This window comes from Microcoleus sp. AT9b-C3 (assembly GCF_036705485.1).
Lineage (GTDB): Bacteria > Cyanobacteriota > Cyanobacteriia > Cyanobacteriales > Microcoleaceae > Microcoleus.
On sequence record NZ_JAUBUR010000054.1, the window covers coordinates 12,035 to 34,736 of the forward strand.

General features: G+C 46.2%; 14 protein-coding genes and 1 pseudogene. 9 read left to right on the forward strand and 6 right to left on the reverse strand.

From position 1 onward, the window contains the following. Nucleotides 1-341: 341 nt before the first annotated feature. Nucleotides 342-1,391, forward strand: coding sequence for a Fe(3+) ABC transporter substrate-binding protein (locus QUB77_RS29045; protein ID WP_333180411.1), 1,050 nt, complete (start codon nt 342-344; stop codon nt 1,389-1,391). A 65-nt stretch (nt 1,392-1,456) separates the two neighbouring features. Here QUB77_RS29045 and QUB77_RS29050 read toward each other — a convergent pair whose 3' ends face one another. Further along, complete coding sequence (locus QUB77_RS29050; protein WP_333180412.1) at nt 1,457-1,978, reverse strand: pentapeptide repeat-containing protein; 522 nt, start codon at nt 1,976-1,978, stop codon at nt 1,457-1,459. A 231-nt stretch (nt 1,979-2,209) separates the two neighbouring features. Next, a complete protein-coding gene (locus QUB77_RS29055; protein ID WP_333180413.1) occupies nt 2,210-3,916 on the reverse strand; it encodes an iron ABC transporter permease in 1,707 nt (568 codons plus the stop codon). 126 nt (nt 3,917-4,042) lie between these two features. On the opposite strand from QUB77_RS29055, the gene QUB77_RS29060 reads away from it, so the two are divergent. After that, nucleotides 4,043-5,131 carry an ABC transporter ATP-binding protein gene (locus QUB77_RS29060; RefSeq protein WP_333180414.1) on the forward strand — a complete coding sequence of 363 codons (1,089 nt, stop codon included), beginning with the start codon at nt 4,043-4,045 and terminating at the stop codon, nt 5,129-5,131. Between the two features lie 242 nt (nt 5,132-5,373). Here the strand turns inward: QUB77_RS29060 and QUB77_RS29065 are convergent. The 3 genes and pseudogenes from QUB77_RS29065 to tnpB form a co-directional block, all read right to left on the reverse strand. Continuing rightward, nucleotides 5,374-5,481, reverse strand: a pseudogene (locus tag QUB77_RS29065) (Uma2 family endonuclease); the annotation flags it as partial. A 148-nt stretch (nt 5,482-5,629) separates the two neighbouring features. After that, nucleotides 5,630-6,400 carry a TerC family protein gene (locus tag QUB77_RS29070; protein ID WP_333180415.1) on the reverse strand — a complete coding sequence of 257 codons (771 nt, stop codon included), beginning with the start codon at nt 6,398-6,400 and terminating at the stop codon, nt 5,630-5,632. Between the two features lie 135 nt (nt 6,401-6,535). After that, nucleotides 6,536-7,705, reverse strand: coding sequence for an IS200/IS605 family element RNA-guided endonuclease TnpB (tnpB, locus tag QUB77_RS29075; RefSeq protein WP_333180416.1), 1,170 nt, complete (start codon nt 7,703-7,705; stop codon nt 6,536-6,538). Between the two features lie 396 nt (nt 7,706-8,101). Here tnpB and psaM point away from each other — a divergent pair, with 396 nt between their 5' ends. Continuing rightward, nucleotides 8,102-8,197: a photosystem I reaction center subunit XII gene (psaM, locus tag QUB77_RS29080; RefSeq protein ID WP_015174804.1), complete on the forward strand. Its 96-nt coding sequence runs from the start codon at nt 8,102-8,104 to the stop codon at nt 8,195-8,197. A 285-nt stretch (nt 8,198-8,482) separates the two neighbouring features. Beyond that, a complete protein-coding gene (locus tag QUB77_RS29085) occupies nt 8,483-8,899 on the forward strand; it encodes a slr1601 family putative cell division protein (protein ID WP_333180417.1) in 417 nt (138 codons plus the stop codon). A 223-nt stretch (nt 8,900-9,122) separates the two neighbouring features. Here QUB77_RS29085 and ctpA read toward each other — a convergent pair whose 3' ends face one another. Then, a complete protein-coding gene (gene ctpA, locus QUB77_RS29090) occupies nt 9,123-10,361 on the reverse strand; it encodes a carboxyl-terminal processing protease CtpA (protein ID WP_333180418.1) in 1,239 nt (412 codons plus the stop codon). 200 nt (nt 10,362-10,561) lie between these two features. On the opposite strand from ctpA, the gene QUB77_RS29095 reads away from it, so the two are divergent. From QUB77_RS29095 to petD, 5 genes are all read left to right on the forward strand, one after another. Beyond that, nucleotides 10,562-11,458, forward strand: a complete 897-nt coding sequence (locus tag QUB77_RS29095; RefSeq protein ID WP_333180419.1) for an AraC family transcriptional regulator — start codon at nt 10,562-10,564, stop codon at nt 11,456-11,458. Nucleotides 11,459-11,796: 338 nt separating this feature from the next. Then, nucleotides 11,797-19,164: a DUF4347 domain-containing protein gene (locus QUB77_RS29100; protein WP_333323641.1), complete on the forward strand. Its 7,368-nt coding sequence runs from the start codon at nt 11,797-11,799 to the stop codon at nt 19,162-19,164. Nucleotides 19,165-19,426: 262 nt separating this feature from the next. After that, nucleotides 19,427-20,488, forward strand: coding sequence for a calcium-binding protein (locus tag QUB77_RS29105; protein ID WP_333180421.1), 1,062 nt, complete (start codon nt 19,427-19,429; stop codon nt 20,486-20,488). A 598-nt stretch (nt 20,489-21,086) separates the two neighbouring features. Beyond that, nucleotides 21,087-21,755 (forward strand): cytochrome b6, encoded by a 669-nt coding sequence (gene petB, locus QUB77_RS29110; RefSeq protein ID WP_015174799.1) that lies wholly within the window; start codon nt 21,087-21,089, stop codon nt 21,753-21,755. A gap of 182 nt (nt 21,756-21,937) precedes the next feature. Then, nucleotides 21,938-22,420, forward strand: coding sequence for a cytochrome b6-f complex subunit IV (petD, locus tag QUB77_RS29115; RefSeq protein ID WP_333180422.1), 483 nt, complete (start codon nt 21,938-21,940; stop codon nt 22,418-22,420). The last annotated feature ends 282 nt before the right edge of the window (nt 22,421-22,702 follow it).

Sequence of the window (22,702 nt, forward strand, 5' to 3'; positions counted from 1 at the left end):
ATTTTGATTTTTTTTTTTGATGGGCCCATGAGTCCGAAGGCGTGTATTTTCACAGGAGGGGGGACACCCTACAATAATCATCTTCAAATTGTGCAAATTGTGCAAGGTCAATTTTTTACCTAATCTGCGGGCTACCACAAAGTCTTGTCGTAAAAAAGACCGCCGGTTGAGCGAAGTCGAGACCGGATTTCTGACCACGAGTGCGTCAGCCCTAAAATAGTTACGCTTTTGATCATCAAATAAGAATTACTTGCATTAATATAGTAAAGCACTGACTATAGATGGCTGTAGATACACCATCGTGTCAATTACCAGATGAAAAAATCTATCATTATAGAACAATGAGCATTTCTCGGCGTATTTTTCTTGCCAGCGGTACAGCAATGGCTGTGGTGGCAGTGGGGGAACTAACCAAAAAAGCCCCTGTCGCAGCCCAAACGGGCACCCTCAACCTTTATTCAGCACGTCACTACGACACTGATAATGAGTTGTACCAAAGCTTCACCAAAAAAACTGGGATTAAGGTTAACCTTGTTGAAGCGGATGCTGACCAACTAATTGAACGGATCAGAAGTGAAGGTGCAAATAGCCCCGCTGATGTTTTCATCACGGTGGATGGTGGGCGTTTGTGGCGGGCAAAACAAGCAGGTATTCTGCAACCTGTTTCTTCAACAGTCCTGACATCGGCAATTCCAGCAAGTTTGCGAGATCCTCAAGGTTTCTGGTTTGGTCTATCGCGCCGGGCACGGGTGATTGTTTATAACAAAAGCAAGGTGAACCCTTCCCTGTTGTCAACCTATGAAGCGCTGACAGAACCTCGGTGGAAAGGCAAAGTTTTAGTGCGATCGTCCACTAATATCTATAATCAATCTCTGGTTGGGGCTATGTTAGCAGCTCATGGGGCTCAAAAAACAGAAGCTTGGGCGCGAGGATTGGTGGCTAATTTTGCGCGTCCTCCAGAGGGAAATGATACAGCCCAAATCAAGGCGGTTGCTGATGGGGTAGGCGATATTGCCATTGTTAATACCTATTATGTAGCTCGCTTAATGAAATCGAAAGATCCCGCAGAACAGGCGATCGCGGCGAAAGTAGGTGTATTTTTCCCGAACCAGCGCGATCGCGGTACCCACGTCAATATTTGTGGGGGTGGTGTAGTCAAAACCTCCCGTAACAAAGCAGGCGCGACCAAATTCTTGGAACACTTAGCCAGTCGCGAAGCGCAACAACTTTTTGCTAGGGGTAATTACGAATACCCTGTGATTTCAAATGTGGCGATCGATCCTGTGGTTGCAAGTTTTGGTACATTCAAATCTGACCCTCTCAACCCTGATGTGTTTGGGAAAAATAACCCCGAAGCTTTAAAGATTACCGATCGCGCAGGATGGAAATAGAGGCTTTTTGAACAAGAAGCTACTCTTTCTGATTCGGCGGTTTCAACCGCCGAATCCCATCAACTTTAATTTTTAATTTTACCATCCGGCATTATAGCGCCTTTGAGGTTTGCCCCTTTCAGGTTTGCCCCTGTCAAATCAGCACTATTTAAGTCAGTTTCACTTAAATTGGCATTACTAAGATTGGCATTATTCAGTTTTGCCCCTCGCAAAAAAGCCCCCTTGAGATTTGCATTACTCAAATCAGCATTTGTGAGATCGGCGGCAGATAAACCTGCTTTTTCCAGAGAAGCACCTTTTAAATTTGCACCTTTGAGATTGACGCTATCGAGTAAGGCTTCATTAAGTTTGACATTTTCTAGCATAGCACCTTCCAACTTAGCACCATTGAGATTAGCGCTTGTTAAATCAAGGTCACTTAACTTGATATCAGTCAGGTCACATCCTGGACATTGCTTAGTTTTTTGTAATGTTTCGAGGGGACCAGCCACCTGTTTTTGGCATCCAAAGGTGACAAAAATAGTAAGTAGTAACAAGGAAATTGTGCCAGTAGTGCGGGTAAACATTGCTGAATTTTTATTAATCATCTTGATTTATGAAGGAAAAAGGAAGAGGGATAAAGGGTTGATACATTCTCCTGAAACCCGCCAGGGAATAAATTCCCCCTCTTATAGCTAAAGTCGGTTTCAACCGACTGAAATCATAGCTGTCTAGTCGTCTTCAGACGACTTTCGCTATGATACAGGGGTTAAAACCCCTGTCGGACTATAGCTTTAAAAGAAGCAATCACCTCTGCAAGCAGGGAAGAGATGTGGCGGTTATAGTGTTGAAGACTTGCGCGATCGCGCAATTTTCCAACTTAATAAAATAACCGGTAACATCCCCACTAAAACAATTGCCAATGCTGGGCCAGAAGCTTCAGCCAATCGTTCATCTGAGGCAAGCTGATAAGTTCGCACAGCCAAAGTATCAAAGTTAAACGGTCTAATAATTATAGTAGCAGGTAACTCTTTCATTACATCAACGAATACTAACATCATGGCAGTTAGTAGACCTCCCGTCATCATTGGTGTATGAACTGTAACTAAAGTTTGCATCGGGCTATAACCCAAACTTCTCGCCGCATCATCTAAATTAGGCTTAATTTTGCTCAAACTTGACTCCACGGCATTTAAAGAAACAGCTAGGAAGCGAACTATATAGGCAAATACCAAAGCTGCGATCGTACCGCTTAACAGCAAGCCTGTAGAAATTCCCACGTTTTCACGCATCCAACTATCAAATAGATTGTCAAATTTTCCAATGGGAACCATAATCCCCACTGCAATCACAGAACCAGGTACAGCATAGCCCATTGCCGCAACTTTCGTTCCAAACTGCACTCCTAAATTAGGATATAACCGTAAGCCATAAGCCATAATCAAGGCGATAACTACGGCCAAAATTGCTGTCAGGGTGGCTAAAATTAAACTATGACGGGCAAAGATCCAAAAGCGTTCATCTAAGGTGAGTTGCCAGTTAGCTAAGGTCAACTTTACTAAAAGACCGGCTGGCAATAAAAAACCAAAAAATAGTGGCATCAAACAAGCAGTTACCGCTAAAATTTGCCTAATTCCTTTAAGTTGATAAGTTTGTAGTTGGCGATAGCGGCTGCTAGCTTGATAATATTTAGTCCGACTCCGAGACCAGCGTTCTAGTAAAATTAAACCCAGAACAAATAATAATAGCAGGGCAGCTAATTGATTAGCTGCAATTCGTTCTCCCATGCCAAACCAAGTCCGATAAATACCTGTGGTGAATGTATCAACTCCAAAATACTGAACAGTGCCATAATCATTGAGAGTTTCCATCAATGCCAGTGCTAAACCTGCTACAATTGCGGGTCTGGCCATTGGTAAGGCAACGGTAATAAAACTCCGCCACGGACTACAGCCAAGTATTCTACTAGCTTCTAGGGTACAAGTTGATTGCTCCAAAAATGCAACTCGTGTTAATAGGTAGACGTAGGGATATAAAACTAAGATTAGCATTAAGATTGCTCCTGGGAGCGATCGCACGTTAGGAAACCAATAGTCTCCATAACTCCAGCCAAAAATATAACGCAAAGCACTTTGAACTGGGCCGGAAAATTCTAAAAAGTCTGTATAAGTATAAGCTAGGACATAAGCTGGGGCCGCTAAGGGTAAGAGTAATGCCCATTCAAATACGCGACTCGCCCGAAAGCGACACATTGTTACTAGCCACGCACATCCTACGCCAATCACGACAACGCCCAAGCCTACACCGATCATTAACCATAAAGAGTTGACGATATAACGGGTTAAAACTGTATCGGTTAAATGTTGCCATGTATCTTTAGCTTCAAAAAAGATACTGGATAAGACACTGATCACTGGTATGGCGATCGGCAATGCTAAAGCGATAACCGCAAGTGTCCACCCACTACCCGATAAACCGCGCAAGGTCGATCGCCATTGGATTGTCCTGATTCCTGTTTGGTGTAGTGATTTTTGGGAATTTTTCATTGCTAGTAAAAAGTCTAGCTTGCTAGTTTATCAGTAGGTGTAAACATTTGTCAAGGCTTTCTGATAATTAATCTCACTAAACTGGTATATTGTAGAATAGTAAGTTGTTGATTATTTATAGCAATAATGGCTCGATCGATAATTCTGCATTTGGATGGTGTAACAAAACAGTATTCCCAAGCAGCATCACCTGCGGTGGCATCTGTCACCCTGACCTTACATCAAGGAGATATACTGGGGTTGTTGGGGCCATCGGGTTGTGGGAAAACAACGTTGCTGCGGTTAATTGCTGGTTTTGAACAGCTACAAGCAGGGACGATCGCTTTAGCAGGAAAAACTGTAGCCAGTGTTAATATGTCAGTTCCGCCGGAACAGCGAGACATTGGTATGGTGTTTCAAGACTATGCACTCTTCCCTCATTTGACAGTCGCGAAAAATGTAGCTTTTGGCTTGACGCATCAAGGAAAAGAGTCAAAGCATAATATTCACAAAGGTGTCGCCGAAGCTTTAGCGCTGGTGGGATTAGAAGGATTGGAAAATCGTTATCCCCATGAATTATCCGGGGGTCAGCAACAGCGAGTGGCGCTGGCCCGTGCTTTAGCGCCTAGACCTGCGATTATTTTACTAGATGAACCGTTGAGTAATTTAGATGTACAAGTACGGTTAAGATTGCGTCAGGAAGTCCGCGAGATTCTCAAAGCAACGGGAACCTCTGGTGTATTTGTCACCCACGATCGCGAAGAAGCACTTTCGATTTCAGATTGGGTAGCGGTGATGCGTCAAGGTCAATTAGAACAGTTTGGCACTCCAGAGGAAGTTTATCAAGAACCAGCATCTCGATTTGTGGCTGAGTTTGTGACGCAAGCTAATTTTGTGTCTGCATCGCTGAAGCAGGATTTTTGGGAAACAGAAGTAGGTTGTTTTGCTGTTAAAGGAGATTCATTGGTAAAAGTTCCTTGTGATGTTTCTACCGAAGGAGAATTGATGATCCGGCAGGAAGATTTAAGTTTATTCTTAGATGAAGATTCGGCTGTTGTGGTTTGCGATCGCCAATTTTTAGGCAGAGAAAATCGTTATTGTTTAAAGACTCCGTCTGGCGAAAAGTTATATGCACTTACAACCACAGGAAATGTTTTTCCCATTGGTTCTAAAGTTCGGTTATCTTGTGGTGATAATTCTCCCTTAGCTTTCTTTGTCGGTAAGCCTAAGCCATAGCTAATGGCTAATTGCTAATAGACCTTCCCGAAAAAGAATCTAAAACCGTTGCCCTATGTAGAAAAGGTTATTTGTAGCCACTCAACAGGAAGGTTACATTTTTTACCAACAGGTGAAATGCGATCGCCTACAACCTCTTCCCCTCGCCCGCTTTATTTCCCTAAAGCCTCAAAAAATACAGCAACCACCAACGCTAAAATCAGATTCGGATCGATCGCCTGTGAGGGCCAATATGCCACCAACCCCCTCAGCAACCAATTCCCCTCGCTATCCCACCAGCCTAACCATTGCTGAGTTTGATTTTGATAACTGCCTTCCCATAGGCTCAATTGTACTCCTCTGAGTTCGATCGGCTAGTGAAAAAAACAATATTAAAAAATAAAAGCCTTTCATGCCCGGACTAAAGTCACCGGGATGAAAGGCTTTTGCAGGTTTTAACCAGCCATTAATCTTGTTGGTTTGACAGATTTAAGCTAATTTTATTGTGATGAAAGTATGTTAAATTTCGGACTTTTGTCCTTGCGATTCTGGCACAGCAACTTCTGAATCCGGATGATTCAAAGCCATTTCTAGAGATTTTGCAATTTCGACTGGTTCGGGAGTGCGCTTAGAAAATCCCCAGACAAACATCAAGACGATACTGGAAACTAGCAGCCATTGCGGAGGAACTAAATCGGGATTAATTACTTTCACCAACAACCGCATTCCCACGAACCCAACTGTGATGTAACCAGCACTTTCTAGGTGAACGAACTCATCCAGCCAGCGGATGAACAACCCGGCCATGAATCGCAGGGCAATAATTCCAATAGTAGCGCCTGTTACGACGATAAAAGTGTCGTCAGAAACGGCGATCGCAGTAGTAACGCTATCCAATGAAAACGCTAAATCCGTAAAAGCAATCATGGGAATTGCTTGCCACACAGACGCAAATCTGGGCCCGTGATGTTCTCCTTCGGAGTCTGTATCTGAAGTAAAATGTTGGAAAACAAGCCACAGCAGGTAGAGAGCACCAAGCAGCTCAAACTGCCAGTATTGGATCACCCAAGTAGCCGTTAAAATTAGGGCGATCCGCAGTACAAAAGCAATTATCAAACCCAAGTTGAGAGCATTTTGCTGTTGCTTGGCATCTTCTAAACCTTTAGAAATAGACGCCAGGGCGATCGCGTTGTCAGCCGAAAGTACAGCCTCCAAAGCCACCAAAACCAACAATAATAAAAAGCCGTCAACTCCAAAATTGGGTGAAGCGTCGAGAAATTGATCTATCATTAACTATTTTGTGCACCTAAGATTGGCAAGGGTCGAGCGCAGCGCAAATTACCCGCTCTGTCTAACATTTAGTGTCACCTTCACGTGAACTACCAGACGCTGACCACTTCATTGGTACAGCGCTGGCTTCCTGATTCAACGGGGCGGCGCGTCCAACAAAACCGAAGTTTTGCCAGCAGATCGACTTACATCCCCTCCACAGGCAGAAGCGCTAGTTCCTAACGCCAAAATCCGCAAGGCTTCATTTCTAATGTTGAGGGCTGCATTTACATCACGGTCATGATGAGTACCACAATGTTTACAAGTCCATGCCCTAACATCAAGAGTGAGATGCTCAACTTGATTTAGGCAGGCATGACAAGTTTTTGAGCTAGGAAACCATCGATCGACCTCAATGTATTGTTTACCTTCACTTTCAGCCTTGTACTTCAGCATTGTGCAAAACATACCCCAGCCAACATCACTAATGGCTTTGGCTAAATTATGATTCTTGACTATGCCTTTGATATTGAGATTTTCTACTGCAATAACTTGGTTTTCGTTAACTATCTTGCGGGATAGCTTTTGTAGAAAATCTTCCCGGCATCGGGCAATCTTGGAGTGAACTTTTGCCACTGCCCGTCTTGCCTTTTTCCTGTTTTGACTGCCTTTCTTTTTGCGAGCGAGCTTTTGTTGTTTACGTTTTAAGTTTCGTTGACGTTTGACGAAATACTTGGGATTGCCGAACTTAGAACCATCACTGGTAATCGCAAAATGAGTTAACCCTACGTCAATGCCAATAGCTTTATCTGCTGGGACTAACTCAGGCTGTTCTTTCCCATCGTCAATCAAAACAGAAACAAAATGTTTACCGTCCGGGTTGCGAGATACGGTAACGGTCTTGATATCGCCCTCAAAATCACGATGTCGCCGACAGAAAACTAAACCAATCTTAGGTAGGTTGATATAGTCACCGTCGAATTTGACATTTTGAGGGTAGCTGATCGACTGCCTGCCATGCTTGGCTTTGAACTTGGGCAGCATCGCCCTCTTGTCAAAGAAGTTTTTGTAGGCAGTAGATAAATTCAATGCAACCACCTGCAAACATTGAGAATAAGGTTCTTTTAACCATTCGTATTCTTTTTTGAGTGCAGGGAGCAAGCCTTGTATGTATGCCCTAGATAGTCCTTTGCCAGTATTCTTGTAAGTTTCTTGACATAGATTCAAAGCATAGTTCCAGAACCATCTCGCACAGCCAAAAGACTTTGCAAGCAAGACATTTTGCTCATCTGTGGGATAAATTCTGTACTTGTAAGCTTTATACATTTATCAAGGTTACAGAATACCGATAAAATTATCATAGCGCACAAAAAGGATATTGATTCGCTGTCGCTCAATTTGTTTTCGGGCTGCGTTTTCATCCCGACGCTCACCTTCGGTAGAGCGCGAGACTTCCCATTCGCATTAGTTAAATCTTAACCTAACGCGGTAATTCTGTGGGAGGCGATCGTCCGAACAACCTCCGAAGCAAGCAGTCCCAGGAAACAAGGAAAAAATTTCCCCTCCGACACTCACAAACTGCGCCACTCGGCCACTCGGCCACTAGGCCACTCCCCCCCGGAGGCAGCATTTTTGTTGCAAGTTGTAACAAATGATTCCCAAAAGTGCCAATTTATCTCAAATTGGTGAAAGCTCGTCCCCGCGAAAAGGAGTTTTGCGAATATGTCTTTAACAGATACCCAAGTCTACGTAGCGCTCGTAATTGCTTTGATTCCCGGAATCTTGGCTTTCCGGCTGTCAACTGAACTGTACAAATAGTTTCCAGACACCAGTTGCGAACCGCAAAACGCCTGCCTGACCAGTTAAATCTCTCGCATTACAGATACAGACAATTGCTGCCCCAGTGCAGTAGATTGTTTGTGTTCAGCAAGACGAGACTGCAAGGGCAGGCATTTTTATGGGGAAATTCCGTCTTCACGTGTCACCTTTGTCTCAACAATTTTGGCTGTCAGCACGCTGACAAACAGTGGCGAGTGTGCGTTAAGCTCAGAATTTGCTCTTTTGAACTCCAAAACGTCAGTCTCAGGTATTTGAAAAAAAATTATGCAAGCGATTCAACCCCCCGTTACCCCACTGCGTCCTGTAAAAAACTCCCCTCGGGTGACTCCTCGTCGCAGCAGCAGCCGCCAGCGTTCCTACCCTCACCAAACCCTCGCGGCCGAAACAGGCGTCAAGTTGGCAGTCAACATGGTACTTTCAGTCTGTGCCACTTCTGCTTTGCTTCAGCTTTGGCCTCACTACCGGGCGGTGCAAGAAAAATTGCACGAAATCCAAGCTGAAGTCAATCTTACCCAAGGGCGAGTAAATCAGTCGCGATCGGACTTTAACCGCTACTTTGATCCTAGTCTTGCTAAAACTGTGATGCAAGAGCAAAGCAACCAAGCTGACCCGCAGCAGCGTCAGGTCATTTTGCAAGAAGCCGATGTACCCGAAGCCGAGGAATCAACCCCGCAACCTTAAGAGAACGGCTGTTTTGGGTTTTGATATCACGTCCGGTTGGCATCATTCTTGTATGTCATTGCTTCGCACAGCGAACAATGACAGATGGATCTGTCGGACGTGATATCACTTTTGACTTAAAGAGTTTTTAGGATGATTCTTGTCTGTCTTGGGGAACGAAACGCAGAGACAGACAGACCTGCGTATTGTTACCTGTTGCAATCTCAAAACTTCAAACTCCGGCTTATACTGACTTTGCCAGCACGGTTTTTTCTTTCAGTAGTTGCAGTGCAGCTTGATATTGCAAGTCTGCTGCGGTGCCGATTTCATCGCGCGCGATGGGTTCCAAAGGCACGACGCGATCGGGCGAAATCCCCAGCTTGTTAATATCTTTATGGTTCGGTGTCTCGTACTTAGCAACAGTCACGGCCAACCCGGAACCGTCAGACAAATCAAACAGCGACTGAATCAGTCCTTTGCCAAAAGTCTTTTCTCCTACCAGTTGAGCTCTGCCGTTATCTTGCAGCGCACCCGCCAAAATTTCGCTAGCACTGGCCGTTCCCTTGTTGACCAAAACAATCAGCGGATCGTTAGTTAGGGCTTGTCCAGAGGCTTCAAAACTGCCGAGAATGCCTTGTCTGTTCACCGTGTAGACGATCGTCCCGGAATCGAGCCACAAGCGGGCAATTTCAATTCCAGCTTGCAACAGTCCGCCTGGGTTGTTCCGCAAATCGAGAATGTAGGCGGCGGCTCCTTGTTTTTCCAAGCGGTCGATCGCGTGAGCGACTTCCTCAGTGGCGTTAGCGCTGAATTGACTCAAGCGAATGTAGCCCACCGGCAAATTTTCCGACCCCGACTGCAATTCGGCGTAAACCGGATTCAGAGCAATACGATCGCGCACTAGCTGAATGTCCTCAGCAACGTCCCTTCCCTCGCGCCCCAAGGTCAAGGTAACGGCAGTGCCGATGCGGCCGCGCATTCGAGTTGCTGCTTCGTCTAGGGTCAATTCTGAGGTAGGAGTGCCATCAATTTTCAGAATGCGATCGAGGGGTTGGATGCCAGCTTTATCTGCCGGTGAGCCAGCCAAAGGAGCCACCACAGTCAGGGTATTTGTCTGGGGGTCGATCGCAATTTGCAGCCCCACGCCCGTCAATTCTCCCGAAGTGTTGACCTGCAAACTGCGGTACTGTTCGGGTTTCAGTAGTCGAGTAAAGGGGTCGTCGAGTTTCGCCAGCATCCCCTGAATCGCCGTGTAAGTCTGCTGTCTGTCATTAAGCGGTTGCTTTACAGCTTTTTGGCGAATCGACCACCAGTTTTGAGAGTTGAAGCTGTCATCCACATAAGAGCGATTGACAATTCGCCAAGCTTCGCTCAATAGCTGCTGTTCAGGAGTTAGGGCCGCCGCAGGCCCGGCCCACGGGCCTAAAACCAGGACGACTTGGAGGAAAAGTAAAATCGCAATCTGGAAAACTCGTCTGTGCATGATTGTTCCGTAAAATACCAGTAAGTATTACATTTTATGTATTTTACGTTTGTACGCTGGGAAAGCTGTTGCAGATTTAACTCTGATTTGTGTCCCGACGGTCAGTCCCGAAGGCACTCGGATGCTTAGAAGAATCCTCGCTGTAGAAAAGCGAGGAGGTGTCAACTACAAAATAGCAACTCGTCCAGCAGGTGCCCGCTATGTCCCCACAGGAACCATTAATTCTTGATTTTGCCCAGACAGACGCGATGAAAGTGATTCTCCCGCGTCCCGCAATCCTGTCGAGTCACGGCGCAAAGTGGCAAGGAATTCATGTCGAATATCACTGTCAGCCGCCAAACGAATGTGCCGAACACTGTCTCGAACAGCACACGGTTGCCTTGATGCTCAATTCAGCAACACTAAAAGGAACAGTGAACGGGAAACACTGCGGTAGCGAATCGTGGCAAAGTGGGCAGATTTTCATCGCTGCTGCTGGTACTTATTTCCAAACAGTTGCAGCCGGAAACTATGAATTTATGGCGATCGCTCTTGAACCTACTGACTTCGACAATACAGTTTGCGAATCGCTCAATTCAAATCCCATTGAAATTATACCGCAATGGCAAACCCGCGATCCGTTGATTAGCGGAATTGCCTGGGCTCTCAAAACCGAACTGGAATCAGGCGGATTAAACGGTACTCTTTATGTCGATGCACTGAAAAACGCGCTTTCACTGCAAATACTGCACCGCTATGGCGCGCAAAAACCGAATCGGCGAGATGTTCGAGGCGGTCTTGACCCGCGCCAATTGCAGGTAGTTATTCACTACATTAATGAATACCTAAACCGAGATTTGCACTTAAGTGAACTTGCTAATTTAGTAAAAATTAGTTCTTATCATTTCAGCCGTATGTTTAAACAATCGACTGGAGTCACGCCCCATCACTACGTGACCCAGTGCCGAATTGAAAAAGCAAAACAGTTGTTAAAAGAACCGGAGTTATCAATAAAATATATCTCCCAGCAAGTCGGATTTCACGACCAAAGTCACTTTAGTAAGACATTCTGCAAAATTGTCGGTGTGACTCCTAAGAAATATCGCGATCTGCTTTAACAAAACTCCAGCCCCTGTCACATTAAAAGCAGTTTGTAGTTGCAAAGTATTTTCGCATAAAGCTTGCGGCGGTTCAGAAACGGGGTTTTTTACCCGATCGGGAAACCTGTGTATTTTGGTAAAAAACCTGGTTTCTTTGGTATTGAGGCGTAAGTCCTGTCGTAAGAAACCCCTGCCCGCCGACTCTGTTACAATTCTTCATCAAATAGGGATAAATTCCGCAAGAAAATTATATTTTTCGCAAGTTTTCCGCAAGAATTTACAATACAGCAGAGCTCGTGCTTTTGTAGACTGGCTGGCATCACATAAACCAGAATTATCAGCTAGGTAAATTAATCATGTCTACTTTCAGTACCGGTACCAACTTTCCTGCCGGCACAAGTCCCCAATCCTTCACTGCCGAAAACTGTAATAATGATAACATTCCCGACTTAGCGATCGCCCCAACGGCTGTTTCCCTAAAGTCAATGACTCAACTTTCCTCAAAAGCGATCGCATTTATCGATGCTGCCGTCCCCGACTGTCAAACCTTAATCGACGGCGTTATCCCTGAAACCGAAGTAATTAAATTAGAAACTAACCGCAACGGCCTCGAACAAATTGCCGAAGCTTTGCAGGAAAATAAATTTTCAGTAATTCACATTATTGCCCACGGAAAGCCCGGTTGTTTGCAACTGGGGAACGTTGAATTGAGTTGGCAAAATTTGATAAATCGCGCCGACAATTTTGTCAAAATAGTTAAGAAATGGGCGGGCGGGCTGACACCAAATGCCGAAATTCTCCTCTACGGCTGTAATGTTGCCAAAGGAAATATAGGTAAAGAATTTGTAAAAAACCTGAGTCAACTAACAGGAGCAAATGTTGCCGCTTCTAATAATTTAACAGGTTGTGCGGCCAAAGGCGGCGATTGGGAATTAACAGTGACAGCGGGGACAATTAAAGCTGGCATTGTATTTCTGCCAGAAGCGATCGCAGCTTACTACCACGTCCTCAATACGTTTAGTTCTCCTAATAATTTTAATGCGGGAACCAGTCCATCATTTGTTGCGGCTGGCGATTTCAATACCGATGGCATCTTAGATTTAGCTGTTGCTAACCCCACATCGAATAGGGTTTCTATTTTACTGGGAAACGGTCAAGGAGGATTTAACTCTGGAACTGATTTGACTCCGGTATTGGGTCCTACCGCGATCGCAGTTGGCAATTTTAACGGCGATAACTTTTCCGACTTAGCGATAACTTCCGCGCAAGGTGCCGAATTTAGCAGTATTTATATCTTTTTAGGATCGGGTAATGGCAACTTGAACAGTGCGGGATTGTTGACTGCCGTCGAAAATCCTAGCGCGATCGCTGTCGGCAATTTTAATGGTGATGATTTACCAGACATTGCTGTTACTCAATCCAGCGGCAATGGTTTTGTACCTGAAGGCAATGTTGGCATTTATTTGGGAACGGGACAAGGCAGTTTTTCCACTCCTGTTACTGTGAATGTTGGGCAAAGTCCCAGCGCGATCGCTGCCGGAGATTTTAACGGCGACAATTTCCTCGATCTCGCCGTCGCCAACCGAAATTCTAATAGTATTACCATATTATCGGGAATTGGTCAAGGCAGTTTTGGCAATCCTACTAATATTAATGTCGGTCAAAGTCCGAGTGCGATCGCACTCGGAGATTGGAACAGCGACAGCCTCACCGATATCGCAGTCGCCAACAGCGGTTCTAACAGCATCTCAATTTTATTTGGAACAGGAAATGGCAGCTTTGGCAATCCGACCAACATTAATGTTGGCTTAAACCCAAGTGCGATTAAAATTGGCGATTTTAATGGCGACAGCAGACAAGATTTAGCTGTTAGCAACAGCGGTTCTAATAACGTTTCAATTTTGGCGGGAAATGGAACTGGCGGTTTTAGCAGTGCGACCAACTTTAGCGTCGGCACAAATCCGAGTTCTCTGGCGATCGCAAATTTCAATGCCGACGACAGACTCGACATCGCAGTTGCTAACAGAGGTTCTAATAATGTTTCAATTCTCTTGAATTCACCGAACATAATTAATTTTGGTGAGGCTACTTTCAGTGGGAATGAAGGGGATGCAGATACAGTCGTTAATATCCCCGTTACTATCAGCGGCGGCACTCCTTTTGCTGATGTCATTGTACCCATTGTCATCGACCCCAGCAGCAGCGCTACCCAAAATTCTGACTACACCCTATCGCCGACTTCCGTAACTTTTCCTGCAGGTGGAACAAGTACAGAACAAAATATTGCAGTCACTATTAAACCGGACAATATCGCTGAGAATGCAGAAACAGTCATTCTCAACTTTGGTACGATCGCAGGTGACATTGCAGGGACGACAAATCAAGCGACCCTAACTATTCCCAGTAACGACACTGTTTCTTATGCCGTTTCCGCCGCTGTGGCTGCGGTAGCTGAAGCCAATACGGGAACTGTATCTGTTACTTTTACCGTTACTCGCAGCGGCGGTATAGGTGCAGCCAGCAGCGTCAATTATGCGATCGCGGGAACTGCTACAAACAGCAGCGATTACAACAATATCGGCGGCACTGCCGGGGCAACTGACGTTAATGGTACGGTTAATTTTGCGGCGGGGGAGACATCGAAAACGATTACTTTGGATGTTTTGGGCGAAAGTGCGATCGAACCGGATGAAACTATTACTGTCACCTTATCAAATCCGATCGCACCAGGCCCGACTCCAACAATTACAACTGCTAGTGCGACAACTACTATTACTAATGACGACACTGCTGGAATTGCCGTCAATCCCGATAGCGGATTAACGACAACAGAAGCAGGAGGAACAGCGACATTTACTGTCCAACTCAACTCTGAACCAACTGCTAACGTGACTGTTGGCTTAAGCAGTTCCAATGTTGCGGAGGGAACAGTTTCTACACCCTCGCTGACATTCACTCCCGCCAATTGGAGTGCGCCGCAAACTGTAACGGTAACAGGCGGTGACGACAATATTGCCGACGGCAATCAAACTTACAATATTGTCACCGCTGCGGCTGTTAGTACAGACAGCAATTACAGCAATTTCAATCCTGCCGATGTCAGCGTTACGAATAGCGATAACGAAACTCCCGGCATTACCGTTAATCCCACAGCAGGATTAACTACAACTGAAGCGGGAGGTACGGCTAATTTCAGTGTTGTCCTCAACACTCAACCTACGGCACCTGTTACGGTAGCTTTAAGCAGTTCTAATCCTGCAGAAGGAACAGTTTCTACTAATACCTTAAGTTTCACTCCTAATAACTGGAATCAGGCGCAGACAGTAACGGTGACAGGTGTTGACGACAATATCGCTGACGGCGATATTGCTTACACTATTGTCACTGAGGCTGCTGTTAGTACAGACAGCAATTACAACAATTTCAATCCCTCCGATGTCAGCGTTACTAACAGCGACAGCGATACAGTCGGGGTTACGGTTAATCCCGCCAGTACCACAGCAGCAGAAGGCGGTGCAACGGGAAGTTATACACTTCAGCTAAATTCGCAGCCAACAGCGCCCGTAACAGTCAGCTTTGACGGGGGGAATCAAATAAGTGCGATCGCCCCTATTAGCTTCGACAACACTAATTGGAATATTGCCCAAACAGTAACTGTGACTGCGACGGATGACACAGTTGTAGAAGGTAATCACACAGGCACAATCAATCACGCCGTAACCAGTACCGACGCTAAATATAGCGGAATTGCGATCGCACCTGTCACTGTCACCATTACCGACAATGACACGCCCACACCAACACCAACACCAACGCCCACACCAACACCAACATCGCCAATTACACCAACGCCATCACCAACCCCGCCAATTACACCAACACCAACACCCACACCAACCCCGCCAATTACACCAACGCCATCACCAACCCCGCCAATTACACCGACACCAACGCCCACACCAACCCCGCCAATTACACCAACACCAACACCAACCCCGCCAATTACACCAACACCAACACCAACCCCGCCAATTACACCGACACCGACGCCAACACCAACCCCGCCAATTACACCGACACCAACACCAACCCCGCCAATTACACCGACACCAACACCAGCCCCGCCAATTACACCGACACCGACGCCAACACCAACCCCGCCAATTACACCGACACCAACACCAACCCCGCCAATTACACCGACGCCAACACCAACCCCGCCAATTACACCGACACCGACGCCAACGCCTACAGTTTTTCCGCCGACACCAACACCAGTGCAAATCATCATGCCGCCGGCGATACCTGCTGATAATTTAGTCAAAAGAATCGCTGTAGGTTCGAGTACTGGAAGCTATAAGGATGCTATCAGTAGCAGCAACATTGATGATTACTACAAATTCAGCTTGGGTGCTAGCAATGACTTCAGCTTGTCCGTGGGCGGACTCAATGCAGATGTTAAAGTTGAATTGCTCGACAGTAGCGGAAAAGCGATCGCCACTTCCAATAATTTGGGTAGCGCATCTGAGTCAATTAACCGCACTTTAGAACACGGTACTTATTACGTCCGAGTCTCCTTAGCCAACGGTGGAGAAACTCCTTACAATCTCAACTTGTCTGTCGTACCCCGGCTGAACGGTATTACAACCACAGGTTCAGATGCCCGAGTCTACAAAGCTGGAGAGTTGATCTCAGTTATAGATGGAACATTCGCTCCCGCCACTGACATATCTGCCCCGCTGATTAACATCGATGATTTCCGCGCCGCACCGCGTTTTGCCGGAATAGACGGCAATGGTTTTGCAACAGTAATTTTGGATACTGGCATCGATCTAGACGACCCATTTTTTGGTTCTGATAGTGATTCAGACGGCATTGCCGATCGCATTGTCTACAATTACGATTACGCCTATGGCGATGACGAAGCTGACGACGTTGACGGACACGGTTCAAACGTCTCTAGTATTGCTACTTCCCAAAATGGAGTCCAGACAGGGATGGCGCCCCGTGCTAACATCATTCATCTCAAAGTTTTGGATGATACGGGCAGCGGCAGTTTCGCAGATATAGAACAAGCTTTGCAGTGGGTGGTAGAAAACGCAGCAGCGTACAATATCGCCAGTGTGAATATGTCACTCGGTGATAACGGCAATTACAACACCCCCCAAACGAGGGGCATTAGCGACGACGATGACAACAGCCCTGACACGAGCGGCATTAGTGATGAACTAGCAGCGCTAGCAGCACAGAATGTAATTGTTGTTTCCGCATCAGGTAATGCTTTCGGGCCATTGGGCTATAACAGCGTTCAGGGCGTTGCCTACCCCGCAGCCGATCCTAACTCACTCTCAATTGGTGCGGTGTACGATGCGAACCGGGGTTATCGGACACACGGCTTTGGCGCTATTGGTTATACCACCGATGCCGATCGCATTACACCCTATTCTCAGCGCCACTCCACTTTAACAACCGTTTTTGCTCCCGGCACTTTGATTACGGGTGCTGGCCCTAACACCCCTTTGACTAGGTATTCCGGTACCAGTCAAGCTGCACCTCATGTTGCTGGAATAGCAGTGCTAGCGCAACAGTTAGCGCAGCGAGATTTGGGCCGCCGACTAACCCCAACTGAGTTTGCGAATTTCTTGCAATCAACGGGCGTCACGATTAATGACGGCGACGACGAAGACGATAACGTGATCGATACTGGCTTAAATTTCAAGCGCGTTGATATGCTGGCTTTGGCTCAAGGTATTGTCGGCAACAACCCGCCGGTTGTAAATCGTTCTGTGTTTTCGCAAAGTGCAGCGCTAGGTTTTTCTCAGAGTGGTAATGCTTTTAATTTAGCAGCAAATACCTATACTGACCCCGATCCGGGCGACAGCATTAATTATTCGATCGCCCTGGCAAATTCTAGCGATTTAAGTTCATCTGCATTTACCTGGAGAACCGATCTCAATGGCGGTTCCTATCGCCAACCAATTGCCGGTTCAAGTTTCCCGGAAATTCCTTTGCCTTCCTGGCTAACTTTTAATTCGGCAACTCGCACGATTAATTTAGGCCCGACTCGTCCAAGATCGTTCAATTATTGGCTGAAAGTAACGGGGACTGATGAATCTGGGGCGAGTGTTAGCGAGGTAATTCGGTTCAAGAGCGATCGCGTCGGCGGTTTTGTGATTGACGGTTATATCGCTGGTGCTACTGTCTTTTTCGATGCCAACAAAAACGGTGTACTCGATGCTAGCGAACCTTCTGCTACTACTGCGGATAACGGCGAATTCGATCTGGATCTCGATTCCAACATTTTCGACAAAAATCAAAATGGTGAACTCGATCCAGAGGAAGGCAATATTGTTGCTTTCGGCGGCATTGATACGGCAACTGGTTTGCCTTTGGAAACGCCTGTAACTGCCCCGCCTTACGCTACTGTTGTCACTTTGTTAACCAGTTTAGTAGCGGATTTAATTGACAAAGGAATTGACAGCGATCGCGCCGAATCTCTAGTCAAATCTTCACTTTCCATTCCCGCTAATGTTGATATAACGAGTTTAGATCCGATCGCAGCTACGGAAAACGCGATCGCGGGTGGAGTAGAAACTTTGACTGCAATGGTCAAGGTACAAAACGTCATTACCCAAACTGCTGCTTTAATAGACGGTGCGTCGATTCTGGACAATACCGACAGCGTAAAAGCAGTTGTAAGTGCGATCGTTCAACAAATTCAATCGGGGACTACTCTCAATCTGGCCGATGCCAACCAGTTAGCAACAATTGTCGATCGCGCCGCCACAACAGCGCAACAATTTGACTCGGATTTAAACACTCAGCAATTGTTGCAAATTGCCCCGGATGCAGCTAAGGTAATGGCCGAAGCAAATCAGCGCATTGACCAAGTTGTATCCAACACAGCAACGGCTTCAATTAACCGAGAAGTTGCCCGCATCCAAAAAGTAGCCCTAGGCGAAACCTCTGAAGACTTAAAAGCAGTCGGTACAGGTACGAAATCGATCGCCCAAGTTCTTGCCGAAAATACGGGTACTGCCTTAGATACCAAAATTCAACAAACGACATTGCCCGATACACCTGCTGTTGCGGTGATTGAAGGAGAAATAGATGCGATCGCAGCTAACTCCAATCTAATCGGAACTGACGGCGACGACAGCCTCTTCGGCGACAGCGGCAGCGATACAATGGCCGGCAAACGCGGCAATGATACTCTCAGCGGTTTGGGTGGCAACGACTGGATACACGGCAATCAAGGCAATGATTTCCTCGACGGTAGCGACGGCGATGACACTGCTTACGGTGGCAAAGAAAGCGATAATTTGTTTGGCAATAATGGGGAAGATATCCTATTGGGAAATCGCGGTCAAGATAGCTTGAGTGGAGGTGAAGGCAATGACAGTCTTTACGGCGGTCAAGCTAGCGATATTCTGCTGGGCGGTAACGGATCTGATTTTCTCAGCGGTGAAAACGGCGATGACAGTTTGATAGGAGGAAATGGGAGCGATCGCTTCTTAATTTCAGCCAATTCTGGCAGCGATATAATTTTCGATTTTGAACCTGGCATCGACTTCCTCGCACTTGCCGACAATTTAACCTTTTCGCAACTTTCTATTATCCCCAGCACCAGTGCAACTTTAATCAGCTTGACAGAAACTGGTGAAATTTTAGCGGCTCTCAATGGCGTGATAGCTAACCAAATTACCCTTGCAGATTTCAGTTAAAACATTAGGGACACAGGCAAATCTTGTGTCCCTAAATGAAATTATTTTTCTAGTAAGAACTGCTGTTTTTTGTTACATATTTAGGTGAATAAAGACTAAGGTTTCTTACTAGCAAATGTTAATCAGGACTAATTTAATGGCAAAATCCAAATCCAAAATCCAAAAATAAAAATTGAGTGGACGGGAACCATCCAAAATCTAAAATCCTCAATCTAAAATTGAGTGACTGTAATTGTGAAATAGTTTTCAGGAGGACAAGTTTATGGTAGTTATATGCGGTGACAATCTCGATAATTTGCTAGCCGGTGAAATTGGCGATGATTCCCTGTGCGGACTGGGAGGAAATGATACTCTATTTGGTTTGGATGGTAATGACACTTTAGATGGCGGAGAAGGCAATGATAGTCTCGCAGGTGGAGTCGGTAGCGATCGCCTTTTGGGCTACTCTGGTAACGACAGTCTCAGCGGTGGTGAAGGCGATGACAAAGTTGAAGGAGGTGCCGGGAATGATCTTCTTGAGGGTGGCGAAGGCACTGATTTAATCAGAGGAGAAGACAATAACGATAGTATCTTGGGAGGGTCTGGCAATGACTGTCTTATCGGCGGTCAAGGCAATGATACGGCGATCGGAGGAGATGGAGACAATCTCTTGTTTGGTAGCTTCCAGAACGACTTGCTAATGGGCAGCAAAGGTAACGATCGCCTGTTGGGAGAAAGTGGGAACGACACTTTAAGAGGTGACTTAGATAATGACTACATTAATGGCAATGGTGGAGACGATTTGCTAGAGGGTAATGAAGGCAGCGACATCCTGATTGGCGGGCCGGGTAATGACATCATATCGGGTTACGGCTTTTCCTTAACAGGAGAACAAATCGATTATTTAATCGGGCAAAGTGGAGCAGACATATTTGTTCTCGGTTCGTCAAATGCCAGCCCTTACCTCTTCTATGGCGGTGAAGGTCGCCATGCCGTTATTGAGGATTTTAACCGGGTCGAAGGCGACAAAATCCAAGTCGTTGGTTTCGTACAAGATCGTAACATTCCTCTCTTCTTCTTTTATCGATTTGAATCTTATGATGACGGTACGACACAGGGAACTCGGATATTTGTCGGATCGGATTTAATCGCCGACGTTAAAAATGTTACTGATGTGAATCTCTCAGATTGCGTGAGCGTTTCGACTGGGTTTACACCGCCATCGCGAGACTTTCCATCCTTGCCATCTCTGCCGGGAATTCGCTTTCCGATACCGCCGCGTCCCACTCCTTTCTCGCCAATACTGCCAGTTTTTGTGGAAAGTTTGCTTTCTTTTCAATTGTGAGCTGACTTTACGGATGGGGGCAATCACCGGCTTTTTTACGGCAATACGCAGGTTGCAGCCAGCAGATGCTTTTAGAAAGGACTTCAGTCCTTTCTACAAAACAAGATTCGGTTGTACGATCGAACCAGCTCGGGCTAATCGATCGACAATGAGGGCGTTTGGACCCTAAAGGTGAAGTTTTACGATCGAGATGAAATTTGGCCTCTCCCGGCAAACTGGTTTCCGGCTCGGACTGCTTTCTGTAGCTCAGCCCTGCCCGCATAGTAGCTTGGGCGGATGTTGAGATTCCGAAAAAAGCCTTTTAAGTGTCCAAAAAGCGATCGCCCGGGTGAAAATTGCACGGCAATTATGTTACATTTTTTATCACAGTCTGGAATTCGATCGGGCAACGCCAGCGAGTAGGGACAAGCCACCGCTTAGTTTCCCAGGGCTTGCAGGCGATCGCACAAGAGAGTTCCTTTCGTCAGCTCCAAATTTAAAAAATAGCCTCAGGCATTTGCTAGTAAAAGCAAGCTGCTCGGCGCGGGGCGACAAAAAACCTTGTGGCTGCTGCCCTGAACCTCAACCACAGCAATATTCTTTTAGGAATTCTGGCTCCATGTTTTCTAAACAAATCACCGACTCAAAAACCTACCAGTGGTTTGAGGAACGCCTGGAAATTCAGGCGCTCGCCGATGACATCACTACAAAGTATGTACCCCCGCACGTCAATATTTTCTACTGCTTGGGCGGAATTACTTTAGTTTGCTTTCTGATCCAGTTTGCCACCGGCTTCGCCATGACTTTCTATTACCGTCCCACGGTAGCAGAAGCTTTTTCTTCAGTGCAATACCTGATGACTGAAGTCAACTTCGGCTGGCTGATCCGCTCCATCCACCGCTGGTCTGCCAGCATGATGGTGCTGATGATGATTTTGCACATCTTCCGGGTTTATCTGACAGGCGGCTTCAAAAAGCCCCGCGAATTAACCTGGGTGACAGGAGTAATCTTGGCAGTCATCACTGTTTCTTTCGGCGTGACCGGCTATTCGCTGCCTTGGGATCAAATCGGTTACTGGGCGGTTAAAATCGTTTCCGGCGTCCCCGAAGCTATCCCGTTTGTCGGTTCTTTGATGGTTGAACTGCTACGCGGCGGTGTCAGCGTCGGTCAAGGCACTTTGACTCGCTACTACAGCTTGCACACTTTTGTGTTGCCTTGGCTGATTGTAGTCTTCATGCTGGCTCACTTCTTGATGATTCGCAAGCAAGGTATCTCTGGCCCGTTGTAAATTTTGAGTTGTGGGGGCGGTATTCTTTTGCCCCCCGCTGAATTTTGAGTTGAAAATTCATAATTCATCGCTCATGATATTTATTTACGGCTAATACTTCCTGCGATCGCGCCGCTGATTCAGACTAACGAATACAGCGGAATGGCAGCCCCGGGTAAAACTAAAAGGAGAACACTCTCACTATGTCTATTATCAAAAAACCAGATTTGAGCGATCCCGCGCTCCGCGCTAAGCTCGCTAAGGGCATGGGTCATAATTATTACGGCGAACCAGCTTGGCCTAATGACTTGCTCTACGTTTTCCCTATAGTCATCATGGGAACGATTTCTCTGTGCGTGGGTTTGGCCGTACTAGACCCGGCTTTGGTTGGCGAACCGGCTAATCCTTTTGCTACTCCGTTGGAAATTCTGCCGGAATGGTATTTGTGGCCTGTGTTCCAAATCCTGCGCGTTTTGCCTAACAAATTGTTGGGTATTGCTTGCATGGCCGGTGTTCCCCTTGGCTTGATTTTGGTTCCGTTCATCGAGAATGTTAACAAGTTCCAAAATCCGTTCCGCCGCCCTGTTGCTACTACTGTTTTCCTGTTGGGAACTGCGGTAACTCTGTGGTTGGGTATTGGTGCTATTTTCCCGATCGACAAATCTTTCACACTGGGTCTTTTCTAAGATTTAAGTTTGCTTGATTTTGACGCCTGCGGGTTTCCTGTAAAGTGCTTTTGTACTGGTGGGAAACTTTAGCGGGCGTCAATTTATTTTAGATTTTAGATTTTAGATTGTAGATTTGGGGTAGTCCTGCATAGCAAGGAAAATGTGTTATAATTTTATTTTTTATAACCTAACCTTGAATTTGAGCTGATCAACTGTCCCAAGTGTATAGTCATTTCAAATAAGTATGAGACACTCTTTATGCACAATAAGCACGAATAACTTCATCAAGAGATGTGCCAG

What these genes read in the sequence shown, in the direction of transcription:
- QUB77_RS29045 (WP_333180411.1), top strand. Translation starts at nt 342, where the DNA reads ATGAGCATTTCTCGGCGTATTTTTCTTGCCAGCGGTACAGCAATGGCT.
- QUB77_RS29050 (WP_333180412.1), bottom strand. Translation starts at nt 1,978, where the DNA reads ATGATTAATAAAAATTCAGCAATGTTTACCCGCACTACTGGCACAATT.
- QUB77_RS29055 (WP_333180413.1), bottom strand. Translation starts at nt 3,916, where the DNA reads ATGAAAAATTCCCAAAAATCACTACACCAAACAGGAATCAGGACAATC.
- QUB77_RS29060 (WP_333180414.1), top strand. Translation starts at nt 4,043, where the DNA reads ATGGCTCGATCGATAATTCTGCATTTGGATGGTGTAACAAAACAGTAT.
- QUB77_RS29070 (WP_333180415.1), bottom strand. Translation starts at nt 6,400, where the DNA reads ATGATAGATCAATTTCTCGACGCTTCACCCAATTTTGGAGTTGACGGC.
- tnpB (WP_333180416.1), bottom strand. Translation starts at nt 7,705, where the DNA reads ATGTATAAAGCTTACAAGTACAGAATTTATCCCACAGATGAGCAAAAT.
- psaM (WP_015174804.1), top strand. Translation starts at nt 8,102, where the DNA reads ATGTCTTTAACAGATACCCAAGTCTACGTAGCGCTCGTAATTGCTTTG.
- QUB77_RS29085 (WP_333180417.1), top strand. Translation starts at nt 8,483, where the DNA reads ATGCAAGCGATTCAACCCCCCGTTACCCCACTGCGTCCTGTAAAAAAC.
- ctpA (WP_333180418.1), bottom strand. Translation starts at nt 10,361, where the DNA reads ATGCACAGACGAGTTTTCCAGATTGCGATTTTACTTTTCCTCCAAGTC.
- QUB77_RS29095 (WP_333180419.1), top strand. Translation starts at nt 10,562, where the DNA reads ATGTCCCCACAGGAACCATTAATTCTTGATTTTGCCCAGACAGACGCG.
- QUB77_RS29100 (WP_333323641.1), top strand. Translation starts at nt 11,797, where the DNA reads ATGTCTACTTTCAGTACCGGTACCAACTTTCCTGCCGGCACAAGTCCC.
- QUB77_RS29105 (WP_333180421.1), top strand. Translation starts at nt 19,427, where the DNA reads ATGGTAGTTATATGCGGTGACAATCTCGATAATTTGCTAGCCGGTGAA.
- petB (WP_015174799.1), top strand. Translation starts at nt 21,087, where the DNA reads ATGTTTTCTAAACAAATCACCGACTCAAAAACCTACCAGTGGTTTGAG.
- petD (WP_333180422.1), top strand. Translation starts at nt 21,938, where the DNA reads ATGTCTATTATCAAAAAACCAGATTTGAGCGATCCCGCGCTCCGCGCT.